Source organism: Acidimangrovimonas pyrenivorans, assembly GCF_042643245.1.
GTDB lineage: Bacteria > Pseudomonadota > Alphaproteobacteria > Rhodobacterales > Rhodobacteraceae > Acidimangrovimonas > Acidimangrovimonas pyrenivorans.
This window is the reverse complement of record NZ_JBHRSK010000014.1, coordinates 66,603-88,505: the sequence shown is the minus strand read 5'-3', so window position 1 is coordinate 88,505 and position 21,903 is coordinate 66,603. Positions and strand designations below refer to the sequence as shown.

The 21,903-nt window shown below is 70.1% G+C and carries 17 protein-coding genes; 13 read left to right on the top strand and 4 right to left on the bottom strand.

The features are described from left to right. Window positions 1–7: 7 nt before the first annotated feature. The 13 genes from ACFOES_RS16100 to ppsA all read left to right on the top strand — a co-directional run bounded on the left by ACFOES_RS16100 (window position 8) and on the right by ppsA (window position 17,859). Window positions 8–235, top strand: coding sequence for a sulfurtransferase TusA family protein (locus tag ACFOES_RS16100; RefSeq protein ID WP_377834389.1), 228 nt, complete (start codon window positions 8–10; stop codon window positions 233–235). A 420-nt stretch (window positions 236–655) separates the two neighbouring features. Then, the gene (hypF, locus tag ACFOES_RS16095; protein WP_377834387.1) at window positions 656–2,962 is read left to right on the top strand and encodes a carbamoyltransferase HypF; all 2,307 of its coding nucleotides are present in this window, start codon (window positions 656–658) and stop codon (window positions 2,960–2,962) included. 77 nt (window positions 2,963–3,039) lie between these two features. Further along, entirely contained in the window at window positions 3,040–3,942 is a 903-nt protein-coding gene (locus ACFOES_RS16090) for a hydrogenase expression/formation protein HupK (protein ID WP_377834385.1), read from the top strand. After that, window positions 3,935–4,276, top strand: a complete 342-nt coding sequence (hypA, locus tag ACFOES_RS16085) for a hydrogenase maturation nickel metallochaperone HypA (protein WP_377834383.1) — start codon at window positions 3,935–3,937, stop codon at window positions 4,274–4,276. The genes ACFOES_RS16090 and hypA overlap by 8 nt, the downstream gene beginning before the upstream one ends. Beyond that, complete coding sequence (gene hypB, locus ACFOES_RS16080) at window positions 4,276–5,148, top strand: hydrogenase nickel incorporation protein HypB (protein WP_377834381.1); 873 nt, start codon at window positions 4,276–4,278, stop codon at window positions 5,146–5,148. The genes hypA and hypB overlap by 1 nt, the downstream gene beginning before the upstream one ends. A 3-nt stretch (window positions 5,149–5,151) precedes the next feature. Continuing rightward, window positions 5,152–5,451, top strand: a complete 300-nt coding sequence (locus ACFOES_RS16075; RefSeq protein ID WP_377834379.1) for a HypC/HybG/HupF family hydrogenase formation chaperone — start codon at window positions 5,152–5,154, stop codon at window positions 5,449–5,451. Further along, complete coding sequence (gene hypD, locus ACFOES_RS16070; RefSeq protein ID WP_377834377.1) at window positions 5,448–6,584, top strand: hydrogenase formation protein HypD; 1,137 nt, start codon at window positions 5,448–5,450, stop codon at window positions 6,582–6,584. The genes ACFOES_RS16075 and hypD overlap by 4 nt, the downstream gene beginning before the upstream one ends. A gap of 67 nt (window positions 6,585–6,651) precedes the next feature. Then, window positions 6,652–7,686: a hydrogenase expression/formation protein HypE gene (gene hypE / locus ACFOES_RS16065; RefSeq protein WP_377834375.1), complete on the top strand. Its 1,035-nt coding sequence runs from the start codon at window positions 6,652–6,654 to the stop codon at window positions 7,684–7,686. Between the two features lie 308 nt (window positions 7,687–7,994). Continuing rightward, complete coding sequence (locus ACFOES_RS16060; RefSeq protein ID WP_377834373.1) at window positions 7,995–8,600, top strand: ImuA family protein; 606 nt, start codon at window positions 7,995–7,997, stop codon at window positions 8,598–8,600. Further along, complete coding sequence (locus ACFOES_RS16055) at window positions 8,536–10,014, top strand: Y-family DNA polymerase (protein ID WP_377834371.1); 1,479 nt, start codon at window positions 8,536–8,538, stop codon at window positions 10,012–10,014. Before ACFOES_RS16060 ends, ACFOES_RS16055 begins: the two co-directional genes overlap by 65 nt. Beyond that, on the top strand, window positions 10,011–13,355 hold the full coding sequence (locus ACFOES_RS16050; RefSeq protein WP_377834369.1) for an error-prone DNA polymerase: 3,345 nt from the start codon (window positions 10,011–10,013) through the stop codon (window positions 13,353–13,355). Before ACFOES_RS16055 ends, ACFOES_RS16050 begins: the two co-directional genes overlap by 4 nt. 174 nt (window positions 13,356–13,529) lie before the next feature. Further along, on the top strand, window positions 13,530–15,392 hold the full coding sequence (locus ACFOES_RS16045) for a CAP domain-containing protein (RefSeq protein ID WP_377834367.1): 1,863 nt from the start codon (window positions 13,530–13,532) through the stop codon (window positions 15,390–15,392). Between the two features lie 91 nt (window positions 15,393–15,483). After that, complete coding sequence (ppsA, locus tag ACFOES_RS16040; RefSeq protein ID WP_377834365.1) at window positions 15,484–17,859, top strand: phosphoenolpyruvate synthase; 2,376 nt, start codon at window positions 15,484–15,486, stop codon at window positions 17,857–17,859. Between the two features lie 130 nt (window positions 17,860–17,989). On the opposite strand, the gene ACFOES_RS16035 is transcribed toward ppsA, so the two are convergent. Genes ACFOES_RS16035 through ACFOES_RS16020 form a run of 4 tightly spaced genes read right to left on the bottom strand, consistent with a single transcriptional unit; the run spans window position 17,990 to window position 21,812 of the window. After that, window positions 17,990–18,781 (bottom strand): ABC transporter ATP-binding protein, encoded by a 792-nt coding sequence (locus ACFOES_RS16035; protein ID WP_377834363.1) that lies wholly within the window; start codon window positions 18,779–18,781, stop codon window positions 17,990–17,992. Window positions 18,782–18,792: 11 nt separating this feature from the next. Beyond that, complete coding sequence (locus ACFOES_RS16030; protein WP_377834361.1) at window positions 18,793–19,551, bottom strand: ABC transporter ATP-binding protein; 759 nt, start codon at window positions 19,549–19,551, stop codon at window positions 18,793–18,795. A gap of 13 nt (window positions 19,552–19,564) precedes the next feature. Further along, the gene (locus ACFOES_RS16025; RefSeq protein ID WP_377834359.1) at window positions 19,565–20,779 is read right to left on the bottom strand and encodes a branched-chain amino acid ABC transporter permease; all 1,215 of its coding nucleotides are present in this window, start codon (window positions 20,777–20,779) and stop codon (window positions 19,565–19,567) included. Window position 20,780: 1 nt separating this feature from the next. Then, window positions 20,781–21,812: a branched-chain amino acid ABC transporter permease gene (locus ACFOES_RS16020; RefSeq protein ID WP_377834357.1), complete on the bottom strand. Its 1,032-nt coding sequence runs from the start codon at window positions 21,810–21,812 to the stop codon at window positions 20,781–20,783. Between the last annotated feature and the right edge of the window lie 91 nt (window positions 21,813–21,903).

The window sequence follows — 21,903 nt, the reverse complement described above, 5'->3', positions numbered from 1 at the left end:
GAAAGACATGGCCGATCAGGTTCTCGACGCGAAGGGGCTGAACTGCCCGCTGCCGATCCTGCGCACCAAGAAGGCGCTCAAGACGATGGAAACCGGACAGACGCTGGAAATCCAGGCGACCGATCCGGGCGCGGTGAAGGATTTCGAAGCCTTCTGCCGCACCACCGGCAACGAGCTGGTGGAGCAGGGCGAGTCGGGCGGGGTCTATACCTTCGTCATCAAGAACACCGCCTGAGCGGTGGTGCGGGGCCCCGGCCCGACGGCAGAGACGCGCGGCCCCCCGGGGCCGCGTTTTCGTTTGGAAGCGCCCCCGGTGGAGTACCGGACAGATCGTGGCTGTCGCACGACAAAGGGCCGCGCCCTCCCTCGGGTGGGCGCCACCGTCGCTCGCCGTCTGCGGTTTATCCCCAAAACCCCGAACGACATCTGCACGGCAGGCGACATCGCCAAGGCGCCCTCCCAAGGGGGAGGGAGGGCGCGGCCCGGCGGGCTACGCCCTTGATTCCGGGCCGGTGTCCCCCTTGCCGGAGGTCTGCAGAGGGTACATGCGGCTAGCCGCCCCGCCGTCCACTTCCCGGCAGACCGAGCCTTGGCGCCTGCCCCCTTCCCGCCTCGCGCCTCCCCCGCTACGCTGCCGCCAAAACGGAGGTCAGCATTGCCACAGGGACGCGCGATCCGGGTGCGGGGACAGGTGCAGGGCGTCGGCTTCCGCCCCTTCGTCTGGCAACTCGCCCGCCGCTTCGGCCTGCGCGGCGAAGTGCTCAACGATCCCGAGGGCGTCCTCATCCGCGCCTTCGGCGATGACCTCGACGCTTTCGCAACCGCCCTGGCCGCCGAGGCCCCGCCGCTGGCCCGCGTCGACGCCGTCGAAACCGCCCCGCACCGGTTCGACAGCCCGCCCGACGGTTTCACCATCGCCCCTTCGTGCGGGACCGGGGCCGAGACGCGGGTGACGCCCGATGCCGCCACCTGCCCCGCCTGCCTGGCCGAGATCCGCGATCCCGCGCAGCGCCGCCACGGCTATGCCTTCACCAACTGCACCCATTGCGGCCCGCGCTTCACCATCCTGCGCGCCCTGCCTTATGACCGGGCGCAAACCTCGATGGCGCCGTTCGGAATCTGCCCCGCCTGCCGCGCCGAATACGAGGACCCGGCCGACCGCCGCTTCCACGCCCAGCCCGTCGCCTGCCCTGCCTGCGGCCCGCGGCTGTGGCTGGAGATCGACGCCGCCGAATTCCCCGGCGATCCCGTCGCCGAGGCCGCCCGGCGCCTGCAGGCCGGGCAAATCCTCGCCCTCAAGGGGCTGGGCGGCTTCCACCTCGCCTGCGACGCCCGCAACCCGGCGGCCCTCGCCACGCTGCGCGCCCGCAAGCGGCGTCCGGCCAAGCCCTTCGCCCTGATGGCGCCGCTGGAGACGATCCGCGCCCATGCCAACGTCAGCGACGCCGAGGCCACCCTGCTGGCCGACCCGGCTGCGCCGATCGTGCTGCTGCCCCGTGCCGGTGCGCCCTTGCCCGAGGCAATCGCCCCGGGCCTGCCGACGCTGGGCTGGATGCTGCCCTACACCCCGCTGCACCACCTGCTGCTCGACGCTTTCGGCGGGCCGCTGGTGATGACCTCGGGCAATCTCACGGGCGAGCCGCAGGCGATCGGCAACGACGAGGCGCGGGCGAAACTGGGCCCCTTCGCCGATGCCTTCCTGATGCATGACCGCGACATCGTCCGCCGCCTCGACGATCCGGTCGAGCGGCTGCTGCCTTCCGGCCCGATGATCCTGCGCCGGGCGCGGGGCCGGGTGCCGGGGACCTTGCCGCTGCCGCCGGGTTTCGAGGACGCGGCCGAAGTGACCGCCTTTGGCGGCCAGATGAAATCCGCCCTCTGCCTGATCAGGAATGGCCAGGCGCTGCTGTCGCATCACCTCGGCGATCTCGACGACGCGCTGACCTGGGAGGAATTCATCAGGGCCGATGCCGACTACGCCGAACTCTTCGATCACCGCCCGACACTGATGGCCTGCGATCTTCACCCCGGCTATCGCGCCTCGGCCCATGCCGCGGCACGGGCCGGGGCCGCCGGGGTGCCGCTGGTCGAGGTCCAGCACCACCACGCCCATCTCGCCGCCGCGATGGGCGACGCGCTCTGGCCGCGCGACGGTGGGCCGGTGGCCGGGATCGTGCTCGACGGGCTCGGGCTGGGGACGGATGGCACGATCTGGGGCGGCGAGCTGCTGCTGGGCGACTACCGGGCGGCGACGCGCATCGCCCATCTGAAACCCGTGCCGCTGATCGGCGGCGACGCGGCCAACCGGGAGCCGTGGCGCAACCTGCTGGCCCAGCTCGACGCCGCCGGGCTGGGCGCCGAGGCCGACCGCCTGCTCTCCGGCCGCCCACTGCCGCTGCTGCGGCAGGCGGCCGCCTCCGGCATCAACGCACCGCTCTCCTCCTCGGCCGGGCGGCTGTTCGACGCGGTGGCGGCGGCGCTCGGGCTGGCCGGCGGGGCGCAGAGCTACGAGGGCGAGGCGGCGATCGCGCTGGAGGGGATGGCGCTGGAGGGGATCGCAACCGGCATTGCCGCCGCGCCCTACCCGTTCGCGCGAACCGGCGCACAGATCGACCCGGCGCCGATGTGGCGGGCGCTGATCGCCGACCTTGCCGCCGGCCGCCCGGTGCCGGAAATCGCCGCCGCCTTCCATGCCGGGCTCGCCCGTGCGGTCTGCGCCCCGGCGCGGCGGCTGGTCGAGGAGGGCGAGGCCCGGGCCGTCGCCCTCTCCGGCGGCTGCTTCCAGAACGCGACGCTGCTGGCGCTGTGCCTGCAGGAGCTGGAGGGGATCGAGGTGCTGCTCCACCACGCCACCCCGGCCAACGATGGCGGGCTGGCGCTGGGGCAGGCGCTGGTGGCGGCGGCGCGGCATCCCGGCCGAGCCGCGACAGGCCGGCCGTCACGCTTGCGCCAGCACGGGTAGCGGGCGGCCGACGCCGGATCTATGCTGACCGGGCGCGAACCGATGCCGGCCGGGCCGGCAAGGAACGGGAGTTCGAGTTGGAGCAGGGCGTGATCATCGCGCTGGCGCAGCGGGACGGCCACCTGGCCGCCACCGTGACGGGCCGGTCGGCGCTGCCGGTCGAGCGGCTGATCCTCGGCCGCCCGGTGGCGGAAGCGGCGGAAACCCTGCCCCGGCTCTTCAACCTCTGCCGCGCGGCGCAGGAGGCGGCGGCGCGGCTGGCGCTGGAGCTGCCGCCGCTGGAGACGACGCCCGAGACCCTGCGCGGCGAAATCCTGCGCGAGCACCTGCGGCGGCTGCTTTTCGCCTGGCCGCGCCGGCTGGACCTTCCGGCCCGGCCGCTGCCGCGCAAGGGCGACGAGGCCGTGGCGCTGTTCGGCCCCTCCGGCCGCTGCCCCGCCACGCCGGACGATTTCGCGGCATGGCGGGCCGAGGGCCAGGGCACCGCCCCGCTGCTCTCAGCCATCGCCGAGGCCTTCGCCCCGGGCGAGGCCGGGACCGACCTGCCCGCAACCACGCCCGAAACCGCCTTCGCCGGCAGCCCGCAGGAAAACGCCACCGCCGGCCGCCATCCCGGCCAGCCGCTGCTCACCGCGCTGGCGGCAAGCCATGGCAAGGGCCCGCTCTGGCGCGCCGCCGCCCGGCTGGTCGATGCCGAGGCCTGTCTCACCGGCCCCCTGCCGGCGCCGCGGCGGCTGGCCGACGGCACCGCCGTCACCCCCGCCGCCCGCGGCCTCTATGCCATCCGGGCGCAGGCCGAGAACGGCCGGGTCACCCATTTCCAACGGGTCACGCCGACCGACCACCTGCTCGCCCCCGGCGGCGCGCTGCAGGCGTCGCTGGCCAGCCTGCCCGCCGCCAAGGCCCATCTGGCGCCGCTGGTGGTCGACATCCTCGACCCCTGCCTGCCCTACGAACTGCGCGAGGTGGCCGATGCATGAGATGGCGCTGGCCGAGAGCATTCGCGGCATCATCGACGACCACGCCCGCGCCCACGGCTTCACCGCGGTGCGCAAGCTGCGGCTCGAGATCGGCCGCTTCGCCGGGGTCGAGAAACCGGCGCTGGCCTTCTGCTTCGACGCCGTGATGCGCGGCGGCCCCGCCGAGGGGGCGGAACTGGAAATGATCGACCTGCCCGGCCGCGCGATGTGCTACGACTGCGGCAAGGAGGTCGAGATCGAGGAACGACTCGCCCCCTGCCCGCTCTGCGGCGGCGGCCGGCTGATGCCGGTCTCGGGCGACGAGATGCGGATCAAGGATATGGAGGTGATCTGATGTGTACGGTTTGCGGATGCGGACAGGGGACGGTCGAGGGCCACAGCCATGAGCACGGCCATGGGCACGAGCACGGCCATCACCATCATCACGGTCATGAGCATCACCACCACCACGACCATTCCCACAGCCATGACCATGACCACGGCCACATCCATTTCGGCGCCGGCGCCGCCGGGGTCTCGGTTCCGGGCATGAGCCAGGCCCGGCTGGTCGAGGTGGAAACCGACATCCTCGCCAAGAACGACCTCTACGCCCAGGGCAACCGCCGGGTGCTGCGGGCGCTCGGCGGCTACGCGGTCAACCTCGTCTCCTCGCCCGGCTCGGGCAAGACGACGCTCTTGGTCAAGACCATCGAGATGCTGGGCGACGCGCCGCTGGCGGTGATCGAGGGCGACCAGCAGACCACCAACGACGCCGACCGCATCCGCGCCACCGGAGCGCGGGCGATCCAGATCAACACCGGCAAGGGCTGCCATCTCGACGGCCACATGGTCGGCCACGCGATGGACGATCTCGGGCTGCAGCCGGGCGCGTTCCTGTTCATCGAGAATGTCGGCAACCTGGTCTGCCCGGCTGCCTTCGACCTTGGCGAGGATGCCAAGGTGGCGATCCTCTCGGTCACCGAGGGCGAGGACAAGCCGTTGAAATACCCTGACATGTTCACCGCCGCCAGGCTGGCGATCCTGAACAAGGTCGACCTTGCCCCCTATACCGATGCCGATCTCGACGCCTACGAGGCCAACCTGCATCGGGTCAACCCGGAGATCGAGATCCTGCAGGTCTCGGCCCGCACCGGCGAGGGCATGGAGGCCTGGCTCGACTGGCTGCGGCGCGCGCACGCGGCGAAGTCGCTGGCCAAGGCAGGCTGAGCCATGTGTCTGGGCATTCCCGGCCAGATCGTCGCGATCACCGACGAGACGCGGCTGCTGGCGCTGGCCGAGGTGTCCGGCGTCCGCCGCGAGGTCAATGTCGCCTGCATCGCCGAGGGGCCGCTCGAGGGGCTGATCGGGGAATGGGCGCTGATCCATGTCGGCTTCGCCATGAGCCGGATCGACGCCGACGAGGCCGCCAAGACGCTCGACGCCCTGCGCGAACTGGGCGAGGCGCAGGAGGCGCTGGAAGCGATGGCCGAGGGCCAGAAGGCGCTCGACGCCCCCGGGAGGCCGGCATGAAATACGCCTCGGAATTCCGTGACCCGAAGGCGGCCAAGGCGGTGCTGGCGGCCATTGCCCGCGCCGCCGACGAGATCGGCGCGACCGGGGAAAAACCGCTGCATATCATGGAGATCTGCGGCGGCCACACCCATGCGATCTTCCGCTACGGGCTCGACAAGCTGGTCCACGAGGGGGTCGAGTTCATCCACGGCCCCGGCTGCCCGGTCTGCGTGCTACCGATGAGCCGGGTCGACGAATGCGTCGCGCTGGCCGAGCGGCCGGAAGTGATCTTCACCACCTTCGGCGACGCGATGCGGGTGCCGGGGACGCGGAAGTCGCTGCTGCAGGCCAAGGCCGAAGGCGCCGATATCCGCATGGTCTATTCGCCGCTCGACGCGCTCGAACTGGCGCGCCGCAATCCCGCGCGCGAGGTGGTGTTCTTCGGCCTCGGCTTCGAGACCACGACGCCCTCGACCGCGCTGTCGATCCAGCAGGCGGCGCGCGAGGGGCTGGGGAATTTCAGCGTCTTCTGCAACCACATCACCGTGCCCGAGCCGATCAAGGCGCTGCTCGACGATCCCGACATGCGGCTCGACGGCTTCATCGGGCCGGGCCATGTCTCGATGGTGATCGGCACGCATCCCTACGACTTCATCGCCCGCGACTATCACAAGCCGATCGCGGTGGCCGGGTTCGAGCCGCTCGACCTGCTGCAATCGGTTCTGATGGTGCTGCGCCAGATCGCCGAGGGCCGGGCCGAGGTCGAGAACCAGTACGCCCGCGTCGTGCCCGAACATGGCAATCCGGTCAGCCTCGCCGCCATCGCCGATGTCTACGAGCGGCGGCCCTCTTTCGAGTGGCGCGGGCTGGGCGAGATCGACGCCTCGGGGCTGCGGATCCGGGCGAAATACGCCGCCTATGACGCCGAGGAGAAATTCGGCATCGGCTACGCTGCCGGGCCGCGTCATGTCGAGGAGCCCGAGGGCTGCGCCTGCGGCGCGGTGATGACCGGCAAGATCAAGCCGACCCAATGCCCGCAATTCGGCAGCGGCTGCACGCCGGAGACGCCGCTTGGGGCGCTGATGGTGTCGTCGGAAGGGGCCTGCGCCGCCTATTGGCAATACGGCGGGGCGCGGACGGCGGCGGAATAGGGGGCGCTGCCCCCGTCGCCAGAGGCGACTCCCCCGGAGTATTTTTGACAAAGAAGAAGAGGCAGGGATGAGTGGGCGGAAGGGCTTGCGCGACAGTCACGTGACGCTGGCCCATGGCGGCGGCGGCAAGGCGATGCGCGATCTGATCGAGAGCGTGTTCACCGAAGTCTTCGAGCCGCCCGGCATGGAGGATCAGGCCCGGCTGCAGGCGGCGGCGCTGGCCGAGCCGGGGGCGAAACTGGCCTTCACCACCGACAGTTTCGTCGTCACGCCGGTGGAGTTCCCGGGCGGCGATATCGGCAAGATCGCGGTTTGCGGCACGGTCAACGACCTCGCGGTGGGCGGGGCGCGGCCACTGTGGCTGTCGGCCGCCTTCATCATCGAGGAGGGCTGCGAGCTGGCGCTGCTGCGCCGCATCGTCGCCTCGATGGCGGCCGAGGCGGCGGTGGCCGGGGTCCGGATCGTCACCGGCGACACCAAGGTGGTCGGGCGCGGCTCGGCCGACAAGGTCTTCGTCACCACCTCGGGCGTCGGCGTGATCCCGCCCGGGCGCGAACTGGGCGCCGTGCATATCCGGCCCGGCGACGTGGCCATCGTCAACGGCGTGCTGGGCGACCATGGCGCGGCGATCCTGGCGGCGCGCGGCGACCTGGCCCTGTCGGCCGACCTCGAATCGGACTGCCAGTCGCTGTCGGCGCTGATGGAGGCGGTGATCGCCGCCGCGCCGGGGGTGCGGGCGGCGCGCGATGCGACCCGCGGCGGGCTGGCCTCGGCCTTGAACGAGATGGCCGAGGCGGCCGGGGTCGGCATCGAGATCGACGAGGAGGCGCTGCCGCTGCGCGACGAGGTCAAGGGGATGTGCGAGATCCTCGGGCTCGACCCGCTCTACCTGGCCAACGAGGGCACCTTGGTGCTGTTCGTGCCCGCGGATCAGGCCGAGGCGGCGCTGGCGGCGATGCGGGCGACGGAAGCCGGCCGCGGCGCGGTGGCGGTCGGCCGGGCGGTCGCCGCCCATCCCGGCATGGTGACGATGCGGACCCTGTTCGGCGGCAGCCGGATCGTCGACATGCTGGTGGGCGAGCAACTGCCGAGGATCTGCTGAGAAAAGCGTTCGGAACAGGGCCCCTCCCGAACACCCGACGCAACGGAGGGCCTGCGCCCGTCCGCGGGTGGGCGCTGCAACGGCTTAGGTCGTCACTTCATAGCTCCGCCACGGCGGCGTTCCGAGCGGGTATCCAACCGCAAGAAAGCGCCCGCCCGGGGGGGGGCGGACGGGCGCTGGCCCGGCGGCGCAAAGCGCCTTGTTTCCGGGCCCGGTGCTTCGTTCGATTGTCGCATGAGGAGTTCGGGGCGACACCGCTTCCCCTTCTGCCCCCTTGCACCCTTCCCCGGCTCGCGAAAACATAAGGCATGTCCTTCTCGTCCGTCTTCCCGCCGCGCCGCGGCCGCAGCCATGAAGCCACCGGGCCCGGCGCCCCGGCCTTCGCCGCCATCCTCTGCGGCATGGGCCAGGCGGCGCTGTGGCTGGTCGAGGACTGGCGCGGCGAGGCGCTGAACCCGCAGGGGCTGGCGCCGTTCTGCGATCCCGACCGGCTGATCGTCGTCCATGCCGCCGATCAGACCGAGATGCTGGCGGCGATGGAGGAGGCGCTGCGCTCGGGCGCCGTGGACACCGTGGTGGCCGAGCTTTCCCGTCCCCTCGGCCTGACCGAGGGAAGGCGGCTGCAACTGGCCGCCGAGGCCGGGCGCAGCCTGGGGCTGTGCCTGATCGCCGAGGGCGCCGGCAGCAATGCCGCCGAGACCCGCTGGCACTGCGCCCCCGTCTTCGATCCCGTCTTCGATCCCGCCGCCGATCCCACTGCCGAGCCGGAGGGGGCGGACTCGACTCTGCAGGACTGGACGCTTAAAAAGAACAAATCAGGAACACTGGGCGCGTGGAGGGTGCGCTGGGATGGCGAAGCGGGTCGTGTCATTGTGGTTTCCAAGCCTGGCGAGCGACCGGGCGCTGCGCCGTAAGCCGCCGCCGGGCCCCTTCGCACTGAGCCTGCGGGTGGGCAACACCGAGCGCATCCATTGCCTCAACGCCGCGGCCGAGGCCGCCGGGCTGGGCCGCGGCATGGGGCTGGCCGATGCCCGCACCCTCTGTCCCGGGCTGCGCTCGGCCCCCGCCGATCCGCCGGCCGAGGCCCGCTTCCTGCGCCTGCTGGCCCGCTGGGCCGGGCGCTACTGCCCCTGGGTCGGGCTCGACGGCGGCGACGGGCTGGTGCTCGATATCACCGGCTCGGCGCACCTGGTCGGCGGCGAGGCGGCGCTGCTGGCCGATCTCCGCGCCCGGCTGGGCCGGGCCGGGCTGGCGGTGCGGGCCGGGCTGGCCGATAGCCGCGGCGCGGCCTGGGCGCTGGCGCATACGGGCGGCGGCATCGCCCCGCCGGGCGAGACGGCGCGGGCGCTCGGGCCGCTGCCGGTCTCGGCGCTGCGGCTCGACGCCAATACCTGCGGCGTGCTGGAGCGGCTGGGCATCGCCAGTATCGCCGAGCTTGCCGCCCTGCCCCGCGCCACCGTCACCCGGCGCTTCGGCCCGGCGGTGCTGCTGCGTCTCGACCAGGCGCTGGGGACCGTCGCCGAACAAATTTCGCCCCTGCCCGAGCCGCCGCGCCACGCCGCCCAGATGACGCTGGCCGAGCCGATCGGGCTGAGCCGCGACGTCATGGCCGGGATCGAGCGGCTGCTGCCGCCGCTCTGCCGCGGGTTGGAGGAGCGCGGGCTGGGCGCCCGGGTGCTGCGGCTGACCCTGCGCCGGGTCGACCGCGGCGAGCGGCAGGTCGAGCTGCGCCTCGCCCGGCCGATGCGCGATCCGGCCCGGCTGCTGCCGCTCTTCGCCCGCGGCGTCGAGGAGCTCGACGCCGGCTTCGGCCTCGACCGGCTGCGGCTCGAAGCGGTGCAGGTGGAGACCCTCGCCCCGCGCCAGACCGGCCAGTGGACCGCAGCCCGCGACGGGGCACGCGACGACCGGCTCGACGATCTGATCACCCGGCTGGGCAACCGGGTCGGGCTGGAGAACATCACCCGCTTCCTGCCCGCCGACAGCCATATCCCCGAGCGCGGCTTCACCGTCGCCCCCGCCGCCTACAGCACCCCCGCCGGCCCCTGGACGGTGCCGCGCCCGCGCCCCTTGCGGCTGTTCGCGCCCGAGCCGATCCTGGCCCAAGGCCCGCGCCCGCCGGAACGGTTCCGCTGGCGCCGGATGGCGCTGACCACGGCGCGGGCGACCGGGCCGGAACGGATCGCGCCGGAATGGTGGCTCGAGGATGACGGCTGGCGTTCCGGCCTGCGCGATTACTGGCGGGTCGAGACGCGGCAGGGCCGGCGGCTATGGCTGTTCTACACGCCGCAGCAGCCGGGCTGGTTCGTGCAGGGGGAATTCGCATGAGCGCCCCCGACCTGCCGCCGGATTACGCCGAGCTCTGCGTGACCTCGAACTTCACCTTCCTCACCGGTGCCTCGCATCCCGAGGAGCTGGTCGCCCGCGCCGCCGAGCTCGGCCTCGCCGCCATCGCCATCACCGACCGCAACTCGCTGGCCGGCGTCGTCCGGGCCTATGCCGCGCTCAACGAGCTGAAACGCGCGGCCGAGGAAGACATCGAGATCCGCTCGCAGCACCGCACCGATCCCAGTGCCCGGCGCGAAGTCGGCCAGCCGCAGCCGATCGCCCGCCCCCGGGCGCCCCGGCTGCCGCGCCTGATCGTCGGCGCAAGGCTGGTGCTGCGCGACACCGCGGTCGCGTTCGCTGCCCTGCCCACCGATCGCGCCGCCTATCACCGGCTGTCGCGGCTGCTGACGCTGGGCAAGCGCCGGGCCGGCAAGGGTGACTGCCATCTCGAGCTTGCCGACCTGCTGGCCGGCGGCGCCGGGCTGATCCTGATCGCCCTGCCGCCGGACGGCGACGAGAGCGCCGCCAGCCAAGCCGCGATCCGCCGCGCCGCCGCCCAGTTTCCCGGCCGGGTCTTCCTCGGCGCCGCGCCGCGCTATGACGGGCGCGACGCGGCGCGGATCGACCGGCTGGCGCGGCTGGCCCACCGGCTGGCGACGCCAATGGTGGCGGTGGGCGACGTGCTGATGCACCGCGCCAGCCGGCGCCAGCTGGCCGACGTGCTGACCTGCCTGCGCGAGGGCTGCACCATCGACGAGATCGGCACCCGCGCCCTGCCCAATGCCGAGCGCCGGCTGAAAGGGGCGGCGGACATGGCGCGGCTGTTCCGCGCCCATCCCGCCGCCCTGCGCCGGACGCTGGACATCGCCGCCCGCTGCGGCTTCTGCCTGTCGGAACTGAGCTACGAATATCCCGACGAGGTCGCCGATGGAGAGCCGCCGCAGGCCCGGCTGGAGCGGCTGGCCCGCGCCGGGCTGGCGCGGCGCTGCCCGAGCGGCATCCCCGAACGCTACCGGGCGCTGGCCGACAAGGAACTGCGGCTGGTGAGCGAGCTCGGCTTCGCCGCCTATTTCCTCACCGTCCACGACATCGTCCAATACGCCCGGGCGCAGGGCATCCTGTGCCAGGGCCGCGGCTCGGCGGCCAACTCGATCCTGTGCTGGGCGCTCGGCATCACCGATGTCAGCCCCGACCAGATCACCATGGTCTTCGAACGCTTCGTCTCGAAACACCGTGGCGAGCCGCCCGATATCGACGTCGATTTCGAGCATGAGCGGCGCGAGGAGGTGATCCAGCACATCTATGCCAAATACGGCCGCGAACGGGCCGGGCTCTGCGCCACGGTGATCCATTTCCGCTCTCGTGCGGCGATCCGCGAGGTCGGCAAGGTGATGGGGCTGAGCCAGGATGTCACCGCCGGCCTCTCGGGCCAGATCTGGGGCTATTCCAACGGCGGCGCCGAGCCCGAGCGGGTGCGCGAGCTGGGGCTCGATCCCGGCGACCGGCGGCTGGCCCAGACCATCCGCCTGATCGGCGAGATCATCGGCTTCCCCCGCCACCTGTCGCAGCATGTCGGCGGCTTCGTCATCACCCATGGCCGGCTGGACGAGCTCTGCCCGATCGAGAACGCGGCGATGGAGGACCGCACCGTCATCGAATGGGACAAGGACGATATCGACACGCTGGGCATCCTCAAGGTCGACATCCTCGGCCTCGGCATGCTGACCTGCCTGCGCAAGGCCTTCGACCTGATGGAGCGGCTCGAGGGCCAGCGCCCGAGCCTCGCCAGCATCGAGCAGGAGGACGGCCCCACCTACGACATGCTCTGCGCCGCCGACGCGGTCGGGGTCTTCCAGGTCGAGAGCCGGGCGCAGATGAACTTCCTGCCGCGGATGCGGCCGCGCACCTTCTACGACCTCGTCATCGAGGTCGCCATCGTCCGCCCCGGCCCGATCCAGGGCGGCATGGTGCAGCCTTACGTCAAGCGCCGCCAGGGCAAGGAGGCGGTCAGCTTCCCCTCGCCGGAACTCGAGGGGGTACTGGGCAAGACGCTGGGCGTGCCGCTGTTCCAGGAGCAGGCGATGCAGATCGCCGTGGTCGCCGCCGGGTTCTCGGCCGAAGAGGCCGACCGGCTGCGCCGCTCGCTCGCCTCGTTCCGGCGCATGGGCACGATCGGGACGTTCCGCGACCGCTTCATCGCCGGAATGCTGAAGAACGGTTACGAACCGGACTTCGCCGAACGCTGCTTTTCCCAGATCGAGGGCTTCGCCGATTACGGCTTTCCCGAAAGCCACGCCGCCGCCTTCGCCATGCTGGCCTATGTCTCGGCCTACCTGAAACGCCACCACCCGGCGATCTTCGCCTGCGCCCTGCTCAATTCCCAGCCGATGGGCTTCTACGCCCCGGCCCAGATCGTCCGCGACCTGCGCGAGCACGGGGTCGAGGTGCGGGCCGTCTGCGTCAATGCCAGCGCCTGGGACAACAGGCTGGAGCGCCGCGCCGACGGGGCGCTGGCGCTGCGGCTCGGCTTCCGCCAGATCAAGGGCTTCCGCGCGGAGGATGCCGACTGGATCGTGGCGGCGCGCGGCAACGGCTATCCCGATCCCGAAAGCCTGTGGCACCGCGCCGGCCTCGCGCCCTCGGCGCTGGAAAAGCTGGCCGAGGCCGATGCCTTCGCCGATATGGGGCTGGGCCGGCGCAACGCGCTGTGGCGGGTGCGGGCGCTGCGGGCGCCGCGGCCGCTGCCGCTGTTCTCCGACCCGATCGAGGGCGAGCGCATCGACGAGCCCGCCGTCACCCTGCCGGCGATGCATCTCGGCCAGGAGGTGGTCGAGGATTACCTCGCCCTGCGGCTCAGCCTGCGGGCCCACCCGATGGAGCTGCTGCGGCCGCATATCCCCGGCCTGACGCCCCATGCCGGGCTGGCCGCCGCGCCGCCCCGGCTCGCACGTCACGTGTCGGTCTGCGGCCTGGTCATCACCCGCCAGCGCCCCGGCACCGCCTCGGGTGTCATCTTCCTCACCCTCGAGGACGAGACCGGGGTCAGCAACGTCGTCGTCTGGCCCCGGGTCTACGAACGCTTCCGCCGCGCCGTGATCGGCGGCCGGCTGCTGCGCGTCACCGGCCGGCTGGAACGCGAGGGCGCGGTGATCCACCTGATCGCCGACCGGGTCGAGGACCTCTCGCCCCGCCTTGCCCTGCTCGGCCATCCCGATGACGACGCCGTCGGCCAGACCGTCCCGGCCGCCGACGGCGTCCCCGCCACCGCCCGGACTGCCGCGCGGGCACGCCACCCGCGCGAGCAGGCGAAGAAGCTTTTCCCCAGCCGGGACTTTCACTGAAACCGCGCCGGCCGGGGCGACTTCGGGCAGGATTGAGCGAACAGCCACCGAGTCGCCGCCCCGCAATCGGCAAGGATCCGCGCGCGGCAAAATGATGACGATCGGCCGCCCCACCCCGGTCACAGTTTCGTGTTTAATCGGGTTCCAAGCCGGAAACCACTCAGCAGGTAAACCATGCCCGCCGCGATCACCGCACAGGAACAGCTTCTCATCGAATTGCTCAACCGGGCCCGTCTCGACCCGCTGGGCGAAGCCGCGCGCTACAATATCGACCTCAACCAGGATCTTCCGGCCGGCACGCTGGACGGCAAGCCGATGCAGGCGCTGGCGCCGAACGCGCTGATCAACGCCGCGGCCGATGCCCATTCGGAGTGGATGCTGGCCGCCGACACCTTCAGCCATACCGGCGATGGCGGCAGCACCCCGCAGGACCGGATGATCGCCGCCGGTTACACCTTCACCGGCAGCTGGGCCTATGGCGAGAACATCGCCTTTTCCGGCACCAGCGGCACGGTCGACCCGACCGCCGCGATCCTGACCCATCACGAGGGCCTGTTCCTCAGCTCCCACCACCGCGAGAACATTCTCAACGCCGATTTCCGCGAGGTCGGCGTCGGCCAGGCCTTCGGCGAATTCACCGATCAGGGCACCACCTNCTCCCACCACCGCGAGAACATTCTCAACGCCGATTTCCGCGAGGTCGGCGTCGGCCAGGCCTTCGGCGAATTCACCGATCAGGGCACCACCTGGAACGCCTCGATGCTGACCGAGGATTTCGGCCTCTCCGGCTCGGATCACTTCCTCACCGGCGTCGCCTATAACGATACCGACCACAACGCTTTCTACTCGGTCGGAGAGGCCGTCTCGGGCGTGCAGTTCAGCGCCCAGGGCCACGGCGCCGGCACGCTTGCCGCGGGTGGCTACGCGCTGGGACTGACCGCCGGCGCGGCGGTGACGGTCGACATCACCGCCGGCGGGCTCTCGGCCAGCGTCGAGGTCGACCTGAGCGCCGGCAACGTCAAGCTCGACCTCGTCGACGGCGACCACCTGTTGAGCTCGGGCAATCTGACGCTGATCGACGGCATCGCCGATGCCGGCCTGCTGGGAGTCGTCGACGCCGACCTGACCGGCAACGGGGCAGTCAACCACCTGACCGGCAATGCCGGCGCCAACCACCTGTTCGGCGGCGCCGGGGCCGACGTCCTCAGCGCCGGCGCCGGCAACGACACGGTCATCGGCGGCGACGGCCGCGACCGGGTCTTCCTGGGGGACGGCAACGACCTGTTCCAGGACAACGGCCAGGGCGGCGTCCCGGGACAGGACACGGTCCAGGCCGGTTCCGGCAACGACACCATCCAGGGCGGCGCCGGTGCCGACACCTTCCACGGCCAGCTCGGCAACGACCTGATCTACGGCCGCAACGGCTTTGACCGGCTGTTCGGCGAGAACGGCGCCGACACGCTCGATTCCGGCGCCGGCAACGACGAGGTCAATGGCGGCCGCGGCCGCGACCTGGCCCATATGGGCCTTGGCGACGACATCTATCAGGACAACGCCCAGGGCGGCGTGCTCGGGCAGGACACGGTCTGGGCCGGCGGCGGCAACGACACCATCCAGGGCGGCGCCGGCGCGGATGCCTTCTACGGCCAGGCCAATGACGACCTGATCTACGGCCGCAACGGCTATGACCGGCTGTTCGGCCAGGCCGGGGCCGACACGCTGGACGGCGGCGCCGGCAACGACCGCCTGAACGGCGGCGCGGGGAACGACATGCTGACCGGCGGTGCCGGGATCGACCATTTCGTCTTCGCCGGCGGCGCCGGCAGCGACCATATCACCGATTTCGACACCAGTGCCGACATGCTCGAGTTCGACACCGTGCTCACCGGCGGCGAGACCGACGCGGCAACGGTGATCGGAACCTATGCCTCGGTCACCGCCGATGGCGTGGTCTTCGATCTTGCCGACGGCACGGTGATCACCCTCGACGGGCTGACCGACACGACGGGGCTGGCCGGGCATCTGCTGATCGGCTGAGCCCGTCCCCGGCATGACACCGATCAAGGCGGGGGGCCCGGCGCCCCGCTAGCCTGCGCCGCACGAGATACGCGGTACAGGAGAGTTCCCCATGTCGGACAACGTGATCTGGTTCGAGAATCTGAAACGCGGCGATGTCAGCATCGTCGGCGGCAAGAACGCCTCGCTGGGCGAGATGGTGGCGACGCTGGACGCCAGGGGCATCAAGGTGCCGGCCGGCTTTGCCACCACCGCCGACGCCTTCCGCGCCTTCATCGCCGAAAACGCCCTGTTCAACCGCATGGGCGAGGTGCTCGACCGGCTCGACGCGGGCAAGATCACGCTGCAGGAGGCCGGGCGGACGATCCGGGCGATGATCGTCGCCGGCGACTGGCCGGCCGAGATCGAGGCCGACATCCGCGCCGCCTATGACGAGCTCGGCCGCCGTGCGGGCAGCGAGGCGCCCTCGGTCGCCGTGCGCTCCTCGGCCACCGCCGAGGACCTGCCCGATGCCAGCTTCGCCGGCCAGCAGGAGACCTTCCTCAACGTCCAGGGCGCCGATGCCGTGATCGAGGCCTGCAAACGCTGCTTCGCCTCGCTCTACACCGACCGCGCGATCACCTACCGCAAGCTCAAGGGTTTCGACCACCAGAAGGTGGCGCTGTCGGTCGGCGTCCAGCAGATGGTGCGGTCCGACATCGGCGGTTCGGGGGTGATGTTCTCGATCGACACCGAATCGGGCTTCGACAAGGTGGTGCTGATCAACGCCGCCTGGGGACTGGGCGAGAACGTCGTCCAGGGCGCGGTGACGCCGGACGAATACGAGGTCTACAAGCCGTTCCTCGACAGTCCCGACCTTGTGCCGATCGTCGAGAAGAGCCTCGGCGCCAAGGAGAAGAAGATGATCTACGGCGGCGAAGGCGAGGCCGAGACCCGCAACGTGCCGACCTCGAAGGCCGAGCGCGCCGCCTTCGTTCTGAACAATGACGAGATCCTCGCGCTGGCCCGGATGGCGGTGACGATCGAGGACCATTACGGCCAGCCGATGGACATGGAATGGGCCCGCGACGGCCTCACCGGCGAGCTCTACATCGTCCAGGCCCGGCCCGAGACGGTGCAGTCGCGTGCCGAGACCGGCGCGATGAAGAGCTACCGTCTCAACAAGGGCGGGCCGGTGATCCTGTCGGGGCTCAGCGTCGGCAACGCCATCGCCACCGGCCGGGTCTGCCTGATCGAGAACGCCCGCGACATCGAGCGGTTCGTCGACGGCTCGATCCTCGTCACCTCGACCACCGACCCGGACTGGGTGCCGATCATGAAGCGCGCCAAGGCGGTGATCACCGACCATGGCGGCCGCACCAGCCACGCCGCCATCGTCAGCCGCGAGCTCGGCCTGCCCGCCATCGTCGGCACCGGCAACGCCACCCATGTGCTGCATGACGAGCAGGAGGTGACGGTCAACTGCGCCGAGGGCGACGAGGGCCAGGTGCAGGAAGGCATCGGCGACTTCGAGGTCGAGGAGATCTCGCTCGACCAGGTGCCCGCGACCAGAACCCGGGTCATGCTCAACATGGCCAACCCGGCGGCGGCCGACCGCTGGTGGCGGCTGCCGACCGACGGCGTCGGGCTGGCGCGGATGGAATTCGTCGTCAACAACGCGATCAAGGTCCACCCGCTGGCCCTGACCCGCTTCGACCAGCTCACCGACGCCGGCGCCCGGGCCGAGATCGAGGCGCTGACCGCCGGCTATGCCGACAAGCCGGAGTATTTCGTCGACACCCTGGCCCGCGGCCTGGGCCGGATCGCCGCCGTGCATTACCCGAACCCGGTGATCGTGCGGATGAGCGACTTCAAGACCAACGAATATGCCGAGCTTCTGGGCGGGCGCCAGTTCGAGCCCAGCGAGGAAAACCCGATGATCGGCTTCCGCGGCGCCTCGCGCTACTATTCCGACGCCTACAAGGACGGCTTCGCGCTGGAATGCAAGGCGATCAAGCGCATGCGCGAGGAGATGGGCTTCACCAACACCATCGTCATGATCCCCTTCTGCCGCAGCCCGGACGAGGCCGACAAGGTGCTGGCGGTGATGGAGGAGGCCGGGCTGAAGCGCGGCGAGAACGGGCTGCAGGTCTATGTCATGTGCGAGATCCCGTCGAACGTGATCCTGGCCGAGGAATTCGCGCGTCGCTTCGACGGCTTCTCGATCGGCTCGAACGACCTGACCCAGCTGACCCTGGGCGTCGACCGCGACAGCGAGGCGCTGGCCGGGCTGTTCCAGGAACGCGACCCGGCGGTGCAGTGGATGATCAAGACGGTGATCGAGAAGGCGCACAAGGTCGGCGCCAAGGTCGGGCTCTGCGGCCAGGCGCCGTCGAACGACCCCGAATTCGCCCGGCTGCTGGTCGAATACGGCATCGACACGATCTCGGTGACGCCGGACAGCTTCCTTGCCGTGAAGACCAACGTCGCGGCGGCCGAGAAGGGGTAGCGGGGCGGCCCCGGGGCAGTCTGACACGAGCGCAGGGCGGAGTGACGCGGAGCACGGAGATCTCCTGCGCGACACCCCAACGAAACAGGCCCGCCAACCGGCGGACCCTACTCTCTCAACTGAACGCCGATCAGATCGCCAGGTACTCGGCCCGCAGCTCTGCATTGTCGAGCACTTCCTTGGCGGTGCCGTCGAACACCACCGAGCCGGTATCGAGGATCACCGCCCGGTCGGCGAGCTTGAGCGCGCGGACCGCGTTCTGCTCGACGATCACCGTGGTGATGCCCTGCTCCTTGATGATGTTCAGCGTCTTCTCGATCTCGTCGACGATGACCGGCGCCAGACCCTCGTAGGGTTCGTCCAGCAGCAGCACCTTGATGTCGCGCGCCAGCGCCCGGGCGATGGCCAGCATCTGCTGCTCGCCGCCCGACAGGGTCACGCCCTCCTGCTTGCGGCGCTCGCCCAGGCGCGGGAACAGCGTGTAGATCCGGTCGAGCGACCAGCCGATCGGCGGCGCGATCTGGGCCAGCTGCAGGTTCTCCTCGACCGTCAGGCCGGGGATGATCCGCCGGTCCTCGGGCACCAGCGCCATGCCGGCGGCCGAGGCCTGATAGGAAGCCATCGAATGCAGCGGCTGGTGGTCGAGCCAGACCTCGCCATGGGTCAGCCGCGGATTGTCGAGCCGGGCGATGGCGCGCAGGGTCGAGGTCTTGCCGGCGCCGTTGCGGCCCAGCAGGGCGAGGATCTCGCCCTCGTGGACGTTGAAGCTGACGCCCTGGACGATGTAGCTCTCGCCGTAATAGGCATGCAGGTCCCAGACCGAGAGGAAGGCGGGCGCCGTCTCGGCATGGTTGGCGTTCTTCGAGAAGTCGCGGCGCTCGACCTTGCCGGTCTTGGTGTCTTCGATCAGTGTCGTCGGCATTGCGCCCTCCCTTAATCCGCCGCTTCGCCGAGATAGGCCTCGCGGACCTTCGGATTGCCCTTGATGTTCGCGGGCGTGTCCTCGACCAGCGGCGTGCCCTGGGCCAGAACGGTGATCCGGTCGGCCAGCGAGAACACGACATGCATGTCGTGCTCGATGATCGCCATGGTGATGTCGCGGCTGGCCTTGATCTCTTTCAGCAGGTCGATGGTGTTGTTGGTGTCGGCCCGGGCCATGCCGGCGGTGGGCTCGTCCAAGAGCAGCAGCTTCGGCCCCTGCACCAGGCACATCGCCATCTCGAGCCGCCGCTTGTCCCCGCGCGAGAGCGAGCCGGCATGCAGCCCGCGCTTTTCGTACATGCGCACGTCCTTGAGCATCTGCTCGGCCTTGGCGACGATCTCCTCCTCGGCCGCGACCGACTCGAAGGCATGCATCCGGAACGACCCGTCGCGCTTGGCGAAACAGGGGATCATCACGTTCTCCAGCACGCTCAGATCGCCGAAGATCTCGGGCGTCTGGAAGACGCGGGAGATGCCCAGCTGGTTGATCTCGTGCGGCTTGCGCCCCAGCACCGAGATGCCGTCGAACAGCACCGAGCCGGTATCGGGGATCAGCTTGCCGACGAGGCAGTTGAGCAGGGTCGACTTGCCCGCCCCGTTCGGCCCGATGATCGCGTGCACCGTGTTCTCGGCGATCGACAGGTTGACGTCGCCCAGCGCCTGCAGCCCGCCGAACCGCTTGTTGACGTTCTTGACTTCAAGGATACCCATCTGTCGGCGCTCCTTATTCGGCCACGTGGGGGGCGGGTTTCGGATGATGCTCGGGATCGTCGCCGCCCGGGCGCTTGCGCCGCGACAGCAGCCGGCCGATGCGCTGGCCGCCTTCGATCAGGCCGCCGGGCAGGAAGATCACCACCAGCATGAACAGCAGGCCCAGCGTCAGGTGCCAGCCCTCGCCGGTGAAGCGGGCGACGATCCAGACCAGCGGGTCCTGGATCGCGTGCGGCAGGGCCGAGAACCAGCTGTGCAGCACGCCCTCGTTGATCTTCGAGAAGATGTTCTCGAAATACTTGATGAAGCCGGCCCCCAGCACCGGGCCGAGCATGGTGCCCGCGCCGCCGAGGATGGTCATCAGCACCACCTCGCCCGAGGCGGTCCACTGCATCCGCTCGGCGCCGACCAGCGGGTCCATGCTGGCCATCAGCCCGCCGGCCAGGCCGGCATACATGCCCGAGATGACGAAGGCCGCCAGGGTGTAGGGCCGCGCGTTGAGGCCGGTATAGTTCAGCCGCTGCTGGTTCGACTTCACCGCGCGCAGCATCATGCCGAAGGGCGAGCGGAAGATGCGCAGGGCGATGTAGAACATCAGCACCGAGATCAGGCCGCAGACGTAGTAGCCGATGTTGAACTGGAACAGCCGCCCCATGAATTCGACCTTGGCGGTCGAGTTCATCGCCAGGCCGAACAGGTTGGTGTCGGGCAGCGAGCCGGTGGTGTTGGCCGCGTCAAAGATGCGCGGGTCCTGCAGGGTCAGCTGCAGCCCGGTTTCGCCATTGGTCAGCGGGGTCAGCACAGAATAGGCCAGGTTGAAAGACATCTGGGCGAAGGCCAGCGTCAGGATCGAGAAGTAGATCCCCGAGCGGCGCAGCGAGATGAAGCCGATCAGCAGCGCGAACAGGCCCGAGATGGCGACGCTGAGCAGGATGCCCGGAATGATGTTCATGCTCAGCAGCTTGAACATCCACATCGCCGAATAGCTGCCGACCCCGAGGAAGGCGGCATGGCCGAAGGACAGGTAGCCGGTCAGGCCGAACAGGATGTTGAAGCCGACGGCGAAGATCGCGTAGATCGCGATCCGCTGCATCAGGTCCGGGTAGCCCGCGTTGAACTGGGCCATGGCCGAGCCTTCCGGGAACGGGTTGAGCAGGATCGGGGCCGAGATCGTCAGCAGGAAGACGACGACCAGGAAGATGAAGTCTTTCTTCGAGAGTCCGAGCATGTCAGTCCTCCATCACGCCCTTGCGTCCCATCAGACCACGCGGACGGGTCAGAAGAACGATGATGGCAATTAGGTAGATGATGATCTGGTCGATGCCGGGCAGGAACTCCTTGACCCAGTTCAGCGACGCGTAGGATTCCAGCACCCCGAGCAGGAAGCCCGCGGCGACGGCGCCGGGCAGGCTGCCCATGCCGCCGACCACGACGACGACGAAGCTGAGGACGAGGAAATCCATGCCCATGTGGTAGTTGGGCGAGTTGATCGGGGTATACATCACCCCCGCCAGGCCGGCCACGGCGGCGGCGATGCCGAACATGATGGTGAAGCGGCGGTCGATGTTGATGCCCAAGAGGCCCACCGTCTCGCGGTCGGCCATGCCGGCGCGGACCACCATGCCGAAGGTGGTGAACTGCAGGAAGCTGAACACGCCACCGATGATCACGGCCGAGAACAGGAAATAGATCAGGCGCCAGTAGGGATAGATGATCGCCCCGGCCGGGAAGCCGATCAGGGTGCCGAAGTCGATCGCGCCGGCGAATTGCGACGGCGCCGGCGTCGGGATCGGGTTGGCACCGTAGAATTGCTTGATGATCTCCTGCAGCACGATCGCCAGGCCGAAGGTCACCAGGATCTGGTCGGCATGGGGGCGCTTGTAGAAATGCTTGATCAGCCCGCGTTCCATCAGGAAGCCCAGCCCGATCATCACCGGGATCGCCAGCAGGATGGCGATCGGCACCGACCAGTTGATGATCGCGCCGCCGAGATCATGGCCGAACCAGTGCTCGACATAGGGCGTCTGGACCTTCAGCGGATTGCCCAGGAAGTCCTTCTTGGTCGGATCGACCGTTTCGTAGGACAGATTGAGGATCCGCCGCATGGTCACGGCACAGAAGGCGCCGACCATGAACATCGCGCCATGGGCGAAGTTGACGACACCGAGCGTGCCGAAGATCAGCGTCAGGCCGAGCGCGATCAGCGCATAGGCGCTGCCCTTGTCCAGGCCGTTGAGTGTTTGCAGGATGATCGCGTCCATATCCCCACCGAGGTGTTGGCATGTCTGGTGTTGGTATGTGTCCGCGGGCCGCGCACATTCCGCACGCGGCCCGGCTGTCACTGTTCAGGGC

Excerpts from the sequence above, each read along its gene's own strand:
- ACFOES_RS16100 (WP_377834389.1), top strand. The coding sequence starts at position 8 with ATGGCCGATCAGGTTCTCGACGCGAAGGGGCTGAACTGCCCGCTGCCG.
- hypA (WP_377834383.1), top strand. The coding sequence starts at position 3,935 with ATGCATGAGATGGCGCTGGCCGAGAGCATTCGCGGCATCATCGACGAC.
- hypB (WP_377834381.1), top strand. The coding sequence starts at position 4,276 with ATGTGTACGGTTTGCGGATGCGGACAGGGGACGGTCGAGGGCCACAGC.
- ACFOES_RS16075 (WP_377834379.1), top strand. The coding sequence starts at position 5,152 with ATGTGTCTGGGCATTCCCGGCCAGATCGTCGCGATCACCGACGAGACG.
- hypD (WP_377834377.1), top strand. The coding sequence starts at position 5,448 with ATGAAATACGCCTCGGAATTCCGTGACCCGAAGGCGGCCAAGGCGGTG.
- hypE (WP_377834375.1), top strand. The coding sequence starts at position 6,652 with ATGAGTGGGCGGAAGGGCTTGCGCGACAGTCACGTGACGCTGGCCCAT.
- ACFOES_RS16060 (WP_377834373.1), top strand. The coding sequence starts at position 7,995 with ATGTCCTTCTCGTCCGTCTTCCCGCCGCGCCGCGGCCGCAGCCATGAA.
- ACFOES_RS16055 (WP_377834371.1), top strand. The coding sequence starts at position 8,536 with ATGGCGAAGCGGGTCGTGTCATTGTGGTTTCCAAGCCTGGCGAGCGAC.
- ACFOES_RS16050 (WP_377834369.1), top strand. The coding sequence starts at position 10,011 with ATGAGCGCCCCCGACCTGCCGCCGGATTACGCCGAGCTCTGCGTGACC.
- ppsA (WP_377834365.1), top strand. The coding sequence starts at position 15,484 with ATGTCGGACAACGTGATCTGGTTCGAGAATCTGAAACGCGGCGATGTC.
- ACFOES_RS16035 (WP_377834363.1), bottom strand. The coding sequence starts at position 18,781 with ATGCCGACGACACTGATCGAAGACACCAAGACCGGCAAGGTCGAGCGC.
- ACFOES_RS16030 (WP_377834361.1), bottom strand. The coding sequence starts at position 19,551 with ATGGGTATCCTTGAAGTCAAGAACGTCAACAAGCGGTTCGGCGGGCTG.
- ACFOES_RS16025 (WP_377834359.1), bottom strand. The coding sequence starts at position 20,779 with ATGCTCGGACTCTCGAAGAAAGACTTCATCTTCCTGGTCGTCGTCTTC.
- ACFOES_RS16020 (WP_377834357.1), bottom strand. The coding sequence starts at position 21,812 with ATGGACGCGATCATCCTGCAAACACTCAACGGCCTGGACAAGGGCAGC.